Here is a 14969-nt window from a genome sequence, read left to right as displayed (position 1 = left end):
AAGGTTGGAGGTTTGTCAATATAAAAGGGTATTGCAGTCGTTTGGACCTTAAGGACACCCTTTGCTCTTAATCATCATACGAATAGGTCCAGAAACGTTCAGTATATAACCAATTTAAGGCCTCTTCGTCTCCGGCTATCCATTTCGGTTCCATATCTTGAAGCATCCAAGCGGTTTGTGATAAGTGAGCTTTCATTGCTGCGATTTTTTGGTTAGAATAAGCAGAAACATCCACTATTACATCAGGAGTGCCGATTTCTGCTTCATGATTGTTGGAGAAAGCAACACAATGTAGGGTTGGACGCTTATGCTTTTCTATTTTTTTTACAGCGCGAACGACCGCGCGCCCAGTGGCATCATGGTCAGGATGTACAGAGTACCCAGGGTAAAATGTAATAACAAGCGATGGTGATAACTCAACAAGGAGGTCGTAAAAAAGGGTTGTAAGTTTTCTATCGTCTTCAAATTCAATCGTCTTATCTCGGAAGCCTAGCATTCTTAAATCTGAAATTCCGATTGCCTCTGCAGCTTGTAATAACTCTTTTCTACGAATGACAGGAAGTGATTCTCTTGTAGCAAAGGGCGGATTTCCTAAGTTGCGTCCCATTTCTCCTAATGTTAAACAGGCGTATGTAATAGGAGTTCCTTCGCTACTATACTTAGCGAGTGTGCCTGAAACACCAAAGGCTTCATCATCAGGATGGGGGAATATAACAAGTACATGACGTTCTTTCATAGCTTATCTCCTTCCTTTCATTCAAATGGGGTGTGGCTTATTTGCAAGGCAACAGCTAGTTTGCCGTCAAATCCATGTCCAGCTAGGAGTAGCCTTCCAAAGGAATCTAATTCGTAATGGGTTAGCCCTTCTGCATAAATCCAACCAATTTCAAGCTTTAAACCGACTCGATATGGGCCTTCACCAACAATTTTTCCGTGCTCGTAACTAACTTTTGCGTTCCGTATGTATGCACTAGCGGAAAAGAAAGATTGATCATGATGAGAGGCATAGGATCCGTTGGTAGTTTCTAGGTGGATGTAGATTTCTTGATTTGCAAACTGGTCAATTAGAGTTTGTGCCTTTGTGATTTGAATGTTTTCCATCTGCTTTCCCCCTGTCTATTTGAATAATACTATTATAAAATAAAAACATAAAGAACGATAATGATCCGCGTTAATGATAAGTTAAAGAGAGAGAGTTGGACAATTGTAGGAGGAACAGAGATGACTGAATATAAGGATAAAGAACCCAATTTAGATGAACATGAAGAGCCTAGAGCGGACGAATTCTTATACGAAGGTGTGGACGACGAACTTAAAGAAGAATTAGATAAGAAAAAACAAAGACGTCTTCGTTTCATCCGAATTATCGCTCTTGCTGTGTCTGTCTTTTTAGTTGGGAATGTTTTTAGCATTTGGTTTAATTTATTTAACTTAGATTCCTTAAACCTCATGCGAACTTCAAGTGAGTTATCACAGGAAGAAGAAATTCAAGAATATAAACAAGCAGTCGTGACCATCCAGACTGAAAGATCAAAGGGGACAGGTTTTTCTGTAACAAGTACAGGCTTAATTGTAACGAACGACCATGTAGTTGACGGGAATGGTCCAATAATGGTGATATTCCCATCAAATGAAAGATTTGTTGGTGAAGTTATTTTGAGTGATGAGGAAAGTGACATTGCCATCGTTCAAATTGATGGTTCGGAATTACCTTTTTTAAGGTTAAGTGAAAATGGAGCAATTTTAGATGAACGTATTTATGTTATAGGGAACCCACTACTCCAAACACAAATTGTTAACGAGGGAACAATTCTTGAAAAAAAGGACTCTTTTGATGTCGTGAAAATCTCGGCACCCATTTTTCCGGGACACAGTGGGAGTCCGGTCTTGTCTAATAATGGAGAAGTTGTCGCTGTGGTATATGCCAAAACGATCCCGTCGCTTTTTACTGACGATGAGAGCGAAGGATTAGCGATTCCGATTAAGATAATACAGGATAAATTAAACACATTAAAACAAGCTAACGAATGATTAGCGAGGCCACTGAAAATCGTACCTTTCAGTGGCCTCGAACACCAACCTTTTAAATACCTTGATTATATAGATATGGCTCCGCACATTGCGCGCCCTGTTATGAGAAACCGACTCATAGCAGGGCTTTTTTAAATGAAGAAACAGCTTCACTCATTGCGTTATGATTAGCTAGTTTTTTGTTTTCAGTACCTATTGGCAAGGCTATAGAATAAATCGTTCTTTAGATTTGGTTTTCCTACATAAGATATCAAGATTTTGGTTAATTTACTATTATCACTCTGTATTGAGGAGGCTGGTTTTTGGTTACCGTCGTTTTTAGTCTAGTTTTTATTGGATTAGCATTGTTAATGAGTGTTTTGGATGCTTTTGTTTATCAACAGTCATTTATTCAAAGTGTCCTACAGTTAATATCTATTGAAGCGGGCACCCGTCGTATAATCGTTCTTTTCACAGCGATTGCTGGGTTCGCAACTAGTGTGATTACCGACATTAAATTATCTAAAAAAAAGTCAAAACAACAGGAAGTAACTTAATGAGGGATACATATGAACGAATCGCGAAAAGAAGTAATTTCATTATCCCAGCTATATATTCTTATGGTCATTTTTTTAATTGGTACGGCGGCATTTCTTGAAAGGGGTGGTGAAGCAAAACAGGATATTTGGATAGCGGAATTGCTGGGCATTGTTGCCGGATCTGGAATTTTGCTATTATATTGGTCTTTGCTTAATCAATCTAAAGGGAAAAACATATACGAGCTTTTCCAATTAGCGACAGGCCGTATCATTGGAAATCTTCTGGTATTTGTGTATTCAATTTATTTTCTATACCAAGCTTCAAGAATTCTTAGGGATGGAATTGAATTATTGAAGATAACAATACTTAAGGAAACTCCAATTGAAGTTATGGCCATTGCATTTATGGTTGTTTGTGGGTACACGCTGTGTTTAGGACTTGAAGTCCTTGCTCGTCTTACAGAGATTCTGGCCCCATATATATTAGTCTTTCTCTTTTTAATAGGTATCTTTCTGTTTGCTAGCGATGCAATTGAATTTAAAAATTTTTCACCAATACTTGCAGAAGGCCTCGGCCCAATTAATGAAGCCTTTTTCCCAAGAATGCTAGTTTTTCCATATGGAGAATTAATCGTTTTCACTGTAATCTTTTCAGCTAGCTCCAGTACAAAAGCTGCAAAAAAGGTCAGTGGACTTAGTTTGATTACTGCAATATTCTTTTTAGTTTATATTGAGGGTCTTGAAATCGCTTCTCTAGGAGAAGGAATGAAAACTCGGTCTCTTTACCCATTTTTAATAGCAACGAGAGAAATTGCATTATTGGAATTTTTTGAACGTGCAGATATATTAGTTGTATTCATCCTCGTAACAGGGGTTTTTATAAAAGTAAGCCTTTATTTCTATGCAGCATTAAAAGGACTTGAGAAGCTTTTCAATATCTCGTATCAAAATCTCTGCGTTCCTATTACCCTGCTTCTACCTCTCTTATCTATTATTGTTGCACAAAACATTAATGAACATAATATCGAGGGGTTGGAGTTAACACCATTTCTTCTCCATATCCCCTTACAACTCGGCGTTCCTTTTCTCGTTCTTCTCATACTCATTATAAAAAAAATCAAGAAAAGAAAAGGAAAGCAACCGCCAACTAATAAAGGGGAGAGTTCTTTATGAAGGTCGGGCAAAGAGAAATTCTTTCCGTTCAACAATATATGATATTATTAATAATCTTTCTTATCGGAACAACAGTAGTAGTTGGTTCAGGCGAAGAAGCCAAGCAAAATTTATGGATTGCACAAATGATAGCGATGTGTTTAGGGATTGTATTAATTTATGGCTACAGTTACCTTGTTACACGTGGTGGCGGAAAACATTTGTATGAGTTATTAGTTTCGACCTTTGGTAAGAAGATTGGAATGACGGTATCCTTTGGATATGTTTTGTATTTTTTTTATATTGTAACAAGAAATATTCGAGATTTGGGAGAGTTAATGAAAGTGACTCTTATGCCTGTTACACCACTTGAAGTGATATCAATTACAATGATACTTGTTGCTTTTTATATTTTATACCTTGGTCTTGAAGTGCTTGGACGGATAACAGAATTTCTAGCGCCTTTGGTAATATTTTTTTTATTAGTGATCGGGGTTTTAATCTATTTAACAGGTCGCATGCAAATACACCATCTTCAACCGGTTCTTGCGGAAGGTTTTCAACCAATATTAAAAGCTGTATTTCCGACAATGCTTACTTTTCCCTACGGCGAAACCGTTGTTTTTATGGTTTTTATGACATCGGTTTCCCGAATAAACAAGACTGGAATGAGGGGGATTGCAGCAGTCATAATAAGTGGATTGCTAATTGTATATGCTGATTTAGTACAGCTTACAACGTTAGGAGAGAATGTAAAAAATCGTTCTTTGTTTCCATTACTTATCGCAGCACGTGAAATTGTAATTATGGAGTTTTTTGAACGAATCGATATTCTTGTTGTCTTTATTTTAATGATTGGGATTTTAGTTAAGGTTTGCGTATTTTTTTATGCAGGATTGAAAGGTATTGAGTTTGTGTTCAACATACCATACCGTGTTGTTCTCTTACCTCTCACACTGATAATCCCACTATATGCCTCCTTGATTGCCGAAAATATCGTTTCTCATTTTGAAGAAGGATTAGAGAAGGTTCCTTATCTCTTACATCTTCCTTTCCAAGTAGGAATTCCAGCAATTCTCCTAACTTTCCTCCTTTTTAGTAATAAGAAAAAAAAGAAAAAGGAAGGAGAGGTGACGCACGGATGAAACTATACAAGAAAATCATTGCGTCAAAGCGTTCAAAAAAAGGAGTACAGGAACAGCCCGGTGATATTCTTCAACCGAATGAACAGAAGCAAAACCTTTCTCGCTTTTTGGGAAATAATGAATCAACAATCAACAATATTTTCAATAAAAACTTTGACTACTATCATGAACGAACAGTTGTTGGTCGAAACGATGCTTCTATTATCTATTTGAAAAGTATGGTAAGTGGAGATGCCGTCTCCGAACATGTAATGGAAACATTGGCAGAAGCCTATCAACATAAACCCACTATTGAAACTAATAAGGAAGTTGAAACGTTTCAAAAAACCTATTTTCCAAGTAGTGATTTTACTTTTGTTGAGTTTGAACATGAAGTGGTTTGGTATGTTTTGTCTGGTTATTGTGTCATTTTGATTGATGGGGTGAGCAAGGGGCTTGCTATCAATGTCAGAACAAAAGAAAAAAGAGCAATTGAACAATCGCAAACCCAAACAATTATCCGTGGGCCTCAAGATAGTTTCACTGAAACCTTAACAACCAATATTAGTTTAATCCGTCGTAAAGTGAAGAATCGATATTTAGTTTGTGAAGAGATGACAGTTGGAACAAAGACCCAAACTTCTGTGTGTTTAACCTATTTAGAAGATGTGGCAGACCCGTTAATCGTAAAAGAAGTGAAAAAGCGTATCTCTAAAATTGACATTAATGCTATCTTTGATTCGGGAAATATAGAGGAATTAATTACAGACGAGGTTTATACACCATTTCCAACGATTTATCATACAGATCGTCCGGATACTACCTCCACAAAAATAATAGATGGGAAAATAGCGGTTGTTGTTGATGGAAGCCCATTTGTGATTATTTTGCCTGTGGTTTTAACCGAATTCTTCCAAGTAAGTGAAGATTATTACCAAGGCTTCTTAATGAGCTCTTTTACTCGTTCCATTCGCTACTTGGCATTCATGATTGCCTTAATTTTACCTTCGCTATATATTGGCTTAACAACGTATCACCAACAACTTATACCAACAAATTTAGTATTTAATCTCCAAGCACAACGAGAAGGTGTTCCTTTTCCAGCGGTTGTTGAGATTTTAATGATGGAGATTACCTTTGAGATTCTAAGGGAAGCCGGTGTACGGATGCCTCGAGCTGTTGGTCAAGCCGTATCAATTGTTGGGACACTTGTTATCGGTCAAGCAGCCGTTGAAGCAGGGATTGTTTCCAACTTCCTCGTGATTGTCGTAGCACTCACGGCAATGGCAGGTTTTGTCTCACCTATTTACTCTTTCGCTAACTCAGCTAGATTGCTTCGGTTTGGCTTAATTTTACTTACTGGTTTCTTAGGTCTATATGGGACCCTACTAGGTATTATTGTTATACTATCTCATTTAGCAAGCCTTCGCTCATTTGGAGTCCCTTATTTGGCACCTGTCGGACCATTTATTCTAAGTGGCCAAAAGGATACCATTTTTCGATTTCCCATTAAAAGCTTAAATAAGAAGCCAAGTTTTCTAACAAAAAAAGCGACAAATGAGAAAGAAGCGAATAAAAGCAAAGAAGGTGAGAAGTCTTGAGGTGGGTCATTATTATCTTACTTAGTTTATTCTTAATACTAGGTTTAGGAGGCTGCTGGGACCGTCGTGAATTAAATGACATTACCTTTGTCGCAGGAATGGCCATTGAAAAAGGGAAAACAGCTAATTATGAAATAACGTTAGAAGTAATTAATGCAAGTCAGTTAAATCCTAAAACGGCCCAAGGGAACACCCCTACAGTTTCTTTTTCATTGGAAGGGGATACAATTTCAGAAATAGACGATAAAATGAACATCGGTCTTACTCGTCAGTTGGATTTTTCCCATACACGAACGATTGTGATAGATGAAGCGTTAGCGAGGGAAGGTGTGGGCCCCTTTCTTCAATATATTGAACGAAGTGCTGAATTTCGTAACGATTTTCATTTATTAATCGCAAAAGATGTCAAAGCAAAAGAAATCATTAAGACGCTATATCCTGTCCAACTCGTTCCTTCAATGAAGCTTGACGTCCAATTAAAATCACTTGCAGAAGAATGGGGAGGATATCCAGAGGTTCGATTTATCGAATTCACTTCCAATATTGCTTCAGATGGAAGACAGCCTGTTGCTGCTGTTGTGTCAATAGAAGGGGACCCTAGTAAAGGAGAAACCGTTCAAAACAATCAGAAAGCCTCACTTGAAGCGAATGTGGTTGTAGATGGATTAGCTATCTTCGATGAAGATAAACTTATTGGTATGTTATCTATAGAAGAAGCTAGAAATTATGTTTGGACACAAGATATACAGAAAACAACAGTTATAGCTGATTGTAACCCAGACCAATTTTTTTCTGTACGTATTTTTAATTCTCACACGGAAATAAAAGCTAGTTATCAAGGGGAACAACCAGTCATTTTAATCAAACTCGTTTTAGAAGGTGAGCTTCAATCTACTCAATGTGCAAAGGATGAAACGAGTAAAATTAAGACCTTTGAAAAATATGAAAAGATTTTGGCAGAGGAGATACCTCGAATGATAACTACTACCATCGGTAAAGTTCAGGAACAGTATGGCGTTGATATATTTGGTTTTGGGGAAGAAATGGAACGTCAACAATACAAAAAATTTAAGTCTGTAAAATCGAAATGGAATGACGAATTTAAACGGGCAAAAATTGATGTAGAAGCAAAGGTATTTATTCGCCGTGATGGGATAAGAAATGAGAGTTTTATACAAGAACTGGGTAAATAAAAACTAGGTTCTTAACCTTATTAGTATTTATTTGCTACAATAGAAGAATGAATTAATGGAAGAAGTTGGGGGAGAGACGAAATGACACTGTTAAGCGAAGAAAGCTTTGAAAGTCGAATTAATATAGTTAAACAATGTACAAAACCCTTTTTTGACCGAGCATGGGAACATGACAAAGAAGGATCTTTTCCAAAAGAAAATATTGATGATTTGCGTAAGATTCAATATCAGGCTCTAACGGTACCTAAAATATACGGAGGACTTGAGATTTCTTTATTTGAGCTTGTTCAACTTCAAGAGACAATTGCAGAAGCAGACGGTGCAACATCTTTATCAATTGGTTGGCATATTGGCATCATTAAGAATCTTTTTGAAAATCCGAGTTGGGAGGAACATAAATTTGCAGATCTTTGCAAAAGAGTGGTCGAAGGGTCACTAATTAATGCTGCGGTAACAGAACCAGAGACGGGGAGTCCGACCCGTGGAGGGAAGCCAGTAACGAGCGCGAAAAAAAACAAAAATTCTTGGATTATTAATGGAAGAAAGACGTTTACGACAATGGCTCCAGTTCTAGACTTTTTTATTGTTAGTGCAGCAATTGAAGGGTCTGAAATGGTAGCGAACTTCTTGATTTCAAAGAATGCACAAGGTTTATCAATTAATAACACCTGGAACATGATGTCGATGCGCGCAACCGGTAGTCATGACTTGATTTTAGAAAACGTCACAGTGGCAGAGGACGATTTAGTTGAGTATATCACCCCAGGGGATAAGCCGGCTGCGGGTTGGTTGTTACATATCCCTGCGTGCTATCTTGGAATCGCACGTGCAGCAAAAACTTATGCGGTGAATTATGCCAAAAGCTATTCACCAAATAGTATTGAAGGAACAATTTCTGAACTTCCAAATGTGAGACAGAAGATTGGAGAAATTGAACTTTTACTTCACCAAAGTAGTTATTTTCTATATGGAGTTGCTAAAAAATGGGATGGAGCAAGCGAGAATGAACGAAACCAAATGAAGCCAGAGCTTGCTGCAGTGAAAAACTGTGTGACAAATCAAGCGATTGAAGTTGTTGATCTGGCGATGAGAATTGTTGGAGCTAAGAGCCTATCATTAGAGCATCCCCTCCAAAGATATTATCGTGATGTACGTGCAGGGCTGCATAATCCTCCTATGGATGATATGACAATCATGCTACTCGCACAACATGTATTAAGTAAGTCGTAACACCATAGGATTATGAAAGCTTACCAACTGTTATCACTCAACTACTTGAGACAAAAAAATGAGATAAGGGGGAGGTCCCATGCGCGTTTTTGCGAAACCTAAGGTTGTTGTTAGCCAATGTTTAGAATTCAGCGCATGTCGGTATAACGGCGACAAAATTAAGGATGAAATGATTGTTGGGCTTCAACCTTTTGTTGAGTTTATCCCTGTTTGTCCTGAAATTGAAATTGGTCTAGGGACACCTAGAGAAGTGATTCGCCTGGTCGTTAAAGGTGATGAGACAAGGCTAGTACAGCCCAAAAGTGGACAAGACCTAACGATGGAAATGACTGAATTTTCTCGTGATTTTCTGACTGCACTTGAAGAAGTTGATGGATTTCTTTTAAAAGGTCGTTCCCCAAGCTGTGGCATTACAGATGCAAAAGTATATAGTGGAATAGAGAAGGCACCTGTTGTGCGAACAGGAAGCGGACTTTTCACAAAACATATAAAAGAATTGGTGCCTGATACAATTCTTGAAGACGAGGGACGTTTAAAAAATTTTGTCATCCGTGAGCACTTTTTTACGCATATTTTTACAATGGCAGAATTCCGCGAGCTAAAAACAAACCAGAAAACAATATCTGGCTTGATGCAATTTCATGCTAAAAATAAATATTTATTTATGGCTATTCATCAAGATAAAATGAGGCAAATGGGAAAATCTGCTGCCAATCATGCAAAGAGGTCGGTAAATGAAGTTTATCGTGATTATGAACTCGCTATGTGTGATTTGTTTTCAAGGCCTCCAAGTGCAGGTTCTCATATTAACGTATGTCTGCATGTATTTGGTTATTTTTCAAAGCAAGTGACAGTAGGAGAAAAAAAACACTTTAATTTTGTGCTTGAAAAATACCAGCAACAAAAAATACCATTAAGTAGTGTTTTAACAATTCTTCGATCTTGGTGTTACCGTTTTGAGAATCAATATTTGTTGAGCCAAACATATTTTGAACCTTATCCAGAAGCTTTAATTGCAATTAGTGACTCTGGCAAAGGTCGAAACTTATCGTAATATACATGTTATTAAAAAACAGGAATCTTCACTATTGGGAGTCCTGTTTTTTTGTGTGTTAATACAGATAAAAAACCATTGACTATTATAGTACAGCTATCCTATAATGAACCTAAGAAAGAAAGATTAAAAGTAGGAGGGATACATCGTGAGTGCAACAGTTAGAAATACAGAGAGAAAAACTCAGGAAGTTCAAGAAGAACCTACAATCTTAGATATGATAAACGAATATTACAGTAGCAATTAATAACTTTATAAGAGGTCTGTCTAAAAGGGTAAAGAAATCACTCAGACAGACCTCTTTTTGCATGTTGGTGTCAAGCGTTCAAAGTAATGTTTCTTGCAATAAAGTAAGAAATAGGATATAATTATAATATTGATTTAAATTTCTTGTAGTAAAGCGACTTTCTAATCACGTGGCACGGTCATAGGAGCCGTAACGATGAAAGAGAGGTAGGGCTTTTATTGTTTAAAAAGATGAAAACGGGTCTATACCCTTTATACAGATTTCTTAATAGTACCGCAAATAAGAGTTTATTATTCACATATTATAAGGAATAGTCACTCTATGAGGGACTTTCCTTATAATATGTGAATTTTTATTTACCTCGGATTGTAAATACGATTGGCATATTAGAGAAAATCATATGAAGAATGGAGTTTTTAACATGGCACAAACTGGTACAGTTAAATGGTTCAATGCTGAAAAAGGATTCGGTTTTATTGAAGTAGAGGGCGGAGACGACGTCTTTGTACACTTCAGCGCAATTACAGGTGAAGGTTTTAAATCATTAGATGAAGGTCAATCAGTTGAATTTGACATTGTTGATGGAGACCGTGGACCGCAAGCTTCTAACGTAGTAAAGCTATAATAGAAGTTTAACCCTCCTAACTATTTAGGAGGGTTTTTTGCATATTTTTGGAGAAGACTACCAGTGAAGAGATTATAGTATCAAGTTGAATTCTCCACTGCAACAAAAAAAAGACTCCATATAGGAGTCTTTTATGCATTATTAAGCTTTTTGAACGTTAGCAGCTTGCTCGCCACGGTTACCTTCAACGATTTCAAATGTTACAGCTTGACCTTCTTCAAGGCTTTTGAAACCTTCAGATTGGATAGCTGAGAAATGTACGAATACATCGTCTCCACCTTCGCGCTCGATGAAACCGAATCCTTTTTCTGCGTTAAACCATTTTACTGTACCTTCTAACATGTTGTTTCCTCCTATTGCATGCACCTATGTACACATTGTATTACTATCTTCGTCATTAATAAAATTGCAAGAGGAAAAAACACAGTTGGTATTCCTACTTTCCATCTTAAGAACGAACAAAAATAATTAACCTTATAATAGCATATCTATTTTTAGAAAGCAAGGTTTCAACATGCTCACTCACTTAAATAAATTACTTTTTCTGGATAGTCTACAGTGCATTAAAAAATAAAATATCCTATATAATCAGAGTGTTTTATGGGGAGGATTTGATTAGTTAGCTGATTATGCTTTTGTTTTGCAGTATTTAAAGAAAACCCTTACAATAATTATCGAACACATTAACTTAATTGGAGGAAAACCTCATATGAACTTTAGGACTCTTGGTAAAACGAATATGAAAATTAGCGAAGTTAGCTTTGGAACTTGGGCGATTGGCGGTGATTGGGGAAATGTGCAAACAACTGATGCCGTTGAAGCTCTTAAACATGCAATTGACCAGGGAGTTAACTTTTTTGATACAGCTGATGTTTACGGGGGAGGAAGAAGTGAAGAAATCATCGGACAAGTACTCAAGGAGCGTTCTGAGCGAATATATGTTGCTACCAAGTTTTGTAGAAGTGGCGATATTTCAGATCCGAAGACATACTCCTATGAGCAGGTAAAAGAGTATGCTGAAGCAAGTCTAAAAAGATTGAAACAAGACGCAATAGACCTTTATCAAATTCATTGCCCTCCCACAGAGATACTTAAGGACGGAGAAGTCTTTCACACATTAGACCGTTTACAAAAAGAGGGACTTATTCGAAACTATGGTGTAAGTGTAGAGTCTGTGGAAGAAGGTCATATTTGTATTGAACATGAGAATGTTGCTTCGCTTCAAGTTATTTTTAATATTTTTCGTCAGAAGCCACTAGACTCTCTTTTTAAGGAAGCTTTAAAAAAGAATGTTGGGATAATTGTGCGACTTCCGCTTGCAAGTGGATTACTAACAGGTAAATACACCGCTTCAAGTACTTTCGAAGAAAATGATCACCGTAATTTCAATCGTGATGGTCAAGCATTTAATGTCGGTGAAACCTTCGCAGGGCTTCCTTTTGAAAAAGCGGTTGAATTAAGTGATGAATTGAAATGGATAGCAGACGGAAGAGGAAGTATGACTTCAGCGGCGTTGCGTTGGATTTTAGATCAACCTGAAGTTAGCTGCGTCATTCCAGGTTTTAAAAATGTGAAACAAGTTGATGGAAATTTGGAAGCTATAGACACCCCAAGTTTTTCAGAAGAAGAACTTAAGAAGTTAAGTCAATTTTACAAAAGTGACATTGTTCAACATATACGCGGAAAATATTAAGGAGAGAAGTCGAGCCAATGCGCTCGGCTTTTTTTGATTGTGGCTTCATAGTACCCTTTTACAAAGAAAACATATTATTTATAAATCCACTTTACTATTCCTTCACATTGAATATATATACTTTACCTTGAATGAATTTATAGGAGGGGAATATATGAAGTTTAAAAAGACATTACTAACGAGTCTTGCTTTTGGATTTGCATTTACTCAATTTCCACTGAACTCAGTACAAGCTACATATGAAACGCCATTTTTCCAATACAAAGGAGATACATTACAGATTAATCAAGTTGCTCAATATGACAGTCAGGTTGGAGAGGGCGGCACGGAAATTTTAGCGTATGACGAATTGCGCAAGAAAGCCTTCGTCACCAATGGAACGGATGAGGCACTGGATATTCTATCGTTTGAATCATTAAAGTCAGGTGAATTTCAAGAAATTACAACCTCAAAAAGAATTTATTTAAAAGATTTTGGAATATCAAATGTTGATGATATTACCAGTGTTGCCTCACATCCAACAGAGAACCTCATTGCCCTTTCAGTTGTAAGCGTTCCGAAAACGGACCAAGGGTACATATTATTTTTAACAAAAGACGGTGACTATATAACGAAAGCAGAGGTAGGTTCATTACCTGATATGGTCACGTTTTCTCCAGATGGTAAGAAGGCTATTGTTGCCAATGAAGGTGAGCCTAGTGACGATTACCTTGTTGATCCAGAGGGGACAGTATCAATTATCGATATTGAAAAGGATATGAAAGAAGACATGTCATTAACAGTACGTACACTTTCCTTTACTGAAGATATGCTTGATGACGAAGTGCGTGTTAGTTCTAAAGGGTCTGTGTTGCAACAGCTGGAGCCTGAATACGTGAGCGTAACTCCTAATAGCAAAACTGCCTATGTTTCCTTACAAGAAAACAATGCGATTGCAACGATTGATTTAGAGAAAGAAGAAATTACAAGTGTGAAGGGTTTAGGTGTAAAGGATCATTCGGTTGCTGGAAATGAGTTAGATGGGAAAAGAGACGGCGAAATAACTATTGAGAAACTGCCACTGCTTGGATTCTATATGCCTGATGCGATAGAGACCTTCCAAGTAGGGGATAAAACGTATATTCTTACACCAAATGAAGGTGACGCAAGAGATTACGATGGCTACTCCGAAGAAGCAAGTATTAAGGATATCTCAGACAACATTCAATTGAATGCTGATAATTACGAAGGGTATTCTCAAGCTGAATTAGATCAACTAGTAGAGGAGGGGTTGCTCGATACGTTGTCTAAAACTAAAATCACTTTAGAGGACGGACTCGTTGAAGGTAAATATGAAGCGTTATATTCCTATGGTGCAAGAAGCTTTTCGATATTTGATGCTGAAACCATGGAGCTCGTTTTTGATAGTGGTTCTGATTTTGAAAAACTAATTGCCGATGCGTTACCTACTTACTTTAATACTACGAACGATGAAATTGATTTTGACAAACGGAGTTCTGCAAAAGGACCTGAACCAGAAACTGTGGTGACAGGGCGCATTGAAGGAGTTACGTACGCTTTTATTGCCTTAGAGAGAATGAGTGGAATTATGGTTTATGACTTAAGCAATCCGAAACAACCTACTTTTGTTACATTCATATCTAGTCGTGATTTCACCGAGGATGTAAAGGGAGATGTTTCTCCTGAAGGATTAAGATTTATCACAGCAGAAAATAGCCCTACTGGCCATGCCACTCTAGCCGCCACTCATGAAGTTTCCGGAACAGTAGCAGTCTATGAATTCAAGGGAATTCCGTCATATACTGATGTGGACGAGTCATTTTGGGCCTATGATTATATCCACGATTTAACTCGTCAAGGTATCGTCACAGGGAAAGAAGATATGAGCTTTGCTCCTCATGAATCGGTAACAAGAGGACAGTTTGCTATTATGATTTCAAGAGCGCTTGGATTAGAGGCGACTTCACCTAACTATCAGTTCTCAGATGTAGGGGAATGGGCAAGAGACGAAGTGCAAGCTGCCTATGACGCTAATATCACAAAAGGAAGATCGTCTGGTTTGTTCTCCCCAAATGATCCCTTAACAAGAGAGCAAATGGCTACGATAGTTGTTAGAGCCATTGAACATAAGACTGGGACAAAGGTAGTTGTAGAAGGTGAGAATGAATATAAAGACAAAGATAAAATTGATGATTATGCAGTAAATGCAGTTCAAACACTTTATCAATTAAGTATTATGGAAGGCTCAAAAGGGTATTTCTTACCTAAACATACAGCTTCGAGAGCTGAAAGTGCAAAAGTACTTTCTTTGCTTTTACAAGAGATAAAATAGGTAAAACTATAGAGGCCGCTGAAAAACCCTTTGAAAGCATTTCGAGGAAGCAGTAATGGCTTCACTCGTTGTGCGCCCTGCTATGAGAAAACCACTCATAGCAAGGCTTTTCAAAACCGGGCAACGGCTCCGCGCATTACTAAGAGGGCACTGAAATGGGGAAATCCCC

The 14969-nt window shown here is 37.5% G+C and carries 14 protein-coding genes; 11 read left to right on the top strand and 3 right to left on the bottom strand.

The features are described from left to right. Nucleotides 1-67 precede the first annotated feature (67 nt). Together bshB2 and CEF19_RS22370 are read right to left on the bottom strand one after the other, a co-directional pair. Nucleotides 68-736: a bacillithiol biosynthesis deacetylase BshB2 gene (bshB2, locus tag CEF19_RS22375; protein ID WP_100408101.1), complete on the bottom strand. Its 669-nt coding sequence runs from the start codon at nucleotides 734-736 to the stop codon at nucleotides 68-70. Between the two features lie 17 nt (nucleotides 737-753). Further along, nucleotides 754-1101: a YojF family protein gene (locus CEF19_RS22370; RefSeq protein WP_100408100.1), complete on the bottom strand. Its 348-nt coding sequence runs from the start codon at nucleotides 1099-1101 to the stop codon at nucleotides 754-756. A 120-nt stretch (nucleotides 1102-1221) separates the two neighbouring features. On the opposite strand from CEF19_RS22370, the gene CEF19_RS22365 reads away from it, so the two are divergent. The 9 genes from CEF19_RS22365 (at nucleotide 1222) to cspD (ending at nucleotide 10775) form a co-directional block, all read left to right on the top strand. After that, nucleotides 1222-2031 (top strand): S1 family peptidase, encoded by an 810-nt coding sequence (locus CEF19_RS22365; RefSeq protein WP_157801058.1) that lies wholly within the window; start codon nucleotides 1222-1224, stop codon nucleotides 2029-2031. Nucleotides 2032-2333: 302 nt separating this feature from the next. Continuing rightward, nucleotides 2334-2567, top strand: a complete 234-nt coding sequence (locus tag CEF19_RS22360; RefSeq protein ID WP_100408098.1) for a hypothetical protein — start codon at nucleotides 2334-2336, stop codon at nucleotides 2565-2567. Nucleotides 2568-2579: 12 nt separating this feature from the next. Next, the gene (locus CEF19_RS22355) at nucleotides 2580-3722 is read left to right on the top strand and encodes a GerAB/ArcD/ProY family transporter (protein WP_100408097.1); all 1143 of its coding nucleotides are present in this window, start codon (nucleotides 2580-2582) and stop codon (nucleotides 3720-3722) included. After that, the gene (locus CEF19_RS22350; protein WP_100408096.1) at nucleotides 3719-4846 is read left to right on the top strand and encodes a GerAB/ArcD/ProY family transporter; all 1128 of its coding nucleotides are present in this window, start codon (nucleotides 3719-3721) and stop codon (nucleotides 4844-4846) included. Before CEF19_RS22355 ends, CEF19_RS22350 begins: the two co-directional genes overlap by 4 nt. Further along, a complete protein-coding gene (locus CEF19_RS22345; protein WP_100408095.1) occupies nucleotides 4843-6426 on the top strand; it encodes a spore germination protein in 1584 nt (527 codons plus the stop codon). The genes CEF19_RS22350 and CEF19_RS22345 overlap by 4 nt, the downstream gene beginning before the upstream one ends. Then, nucleotides 6423-7619, top strand: a complete 1197-nt coding sequence (locus tag CEF19_RS22340; RefSeq protein ID WP_100408094.1) for a Ger(x)C family spore germination protein — start codon at nucleotides 6423-6425, stop codon at nucleotides 7617-7619. Before CEF19_RS22345 ends, CEF19_RS22340 begins: the two co-directional genes overlap by 4 nt. An 81-nt stretch (nucleotides 7620-7700) precedes the next feature. Next, nucleotides 7701-8849: an acyl-CoA dehydrogenase family protein gene (locus tag CEF19_RS22335; RefSeq protein ID WP_100408093.1), complete on the top strand. Its 1149-nt coding sequence runs from the start codon at nucleotides 7701-7703 to the stop codon at nucleotides 8847-8849. Between the two features lie 79 nt (nucleotides 8850-8928). Beyond that, nucleotides 8929-9903, top strand: coding sequence for a YbgA family protein (locus CEF19_RS22330; RefSeq protein WP_100408092.1), 975 nt, complete (start codon nucleotides 8929-8931; stop codon nucleotides 9901-9903). A gap of 668 nt (nucleotides 9904-10571) precedes the next feature. Then, on the top strand, nucleotides 10572-10775 hold the full coding sequence (cspD, locus tag CEF19_RS22325) for a cold-shock protein CspD (RefSeq protein WP_100408091.1): 204 nt from the start codon (nucleotides 10572-10574) through the stop codon (nucleotides 10773-10775). A gap of 141 nt (nucleotides 10776-10916) precedes the next feature. Here the strand turns inward: cspD and CEF19_RS22320 are convergent, their stop codons facing one another. Beyond that, nucleotides 10917-11117 (bottom strand): cold-shock protein, encoded by a 201-nt coding sequence (locus tag CEF19_RS22320; RefSeq protein WP_100408090.1) that lies wholly within the window; start codon nucleotides 11115-11117, stop codon nucleotides 10917-10919. Nucleotides 11118-11484: 367 nt separating this feature from the next. Here CEF19_RS22320 and CEF19_RS22315 point away from each other — a divergent pair, with 367 nt between their 5' ends. Further along, nucleotides 11485-12468, top strand: coding sequence for an aldo/keto reductase (locus CEF19_RS22315; RefSeq protein ID WP_100408089.1), 984 nt, complete (start codon nucleotides 11485-11487; stop codon nucleotides 12466-12468). A 154-nt stretch (nucleotides 12469-12622) separates the two neighbouring features. Further along, the gene (locus CEF19_RS22310) at nucleotides 12623-14800 is read left to right on the top strand and encodes a choice-of-anchor I family protein (RefSeq protein WP_100408088.1); all 2178 of its coding nucleotides are present in this window, start codon (nucleotides 12623-12625) and stop codon (nucleotides 14798-14800) included. Nucleotides 14801-14969 lie beyond the last annotated feature (169 nt).

This window comes from Bacillus solitudinis (assembly GCF_002797395.1).
GTDB lineage: Bacteria > Bacillota > Bacilli > Bacillales > Bacillaceae_D > Halalkalibacter_A > Halalkalibacter_A solitudinis.
The sequence above is the reverse complement of the archived record's forward strand: the minus strand, read 5'-3'. Positions and strand labels throughout refer to the sequence as shown.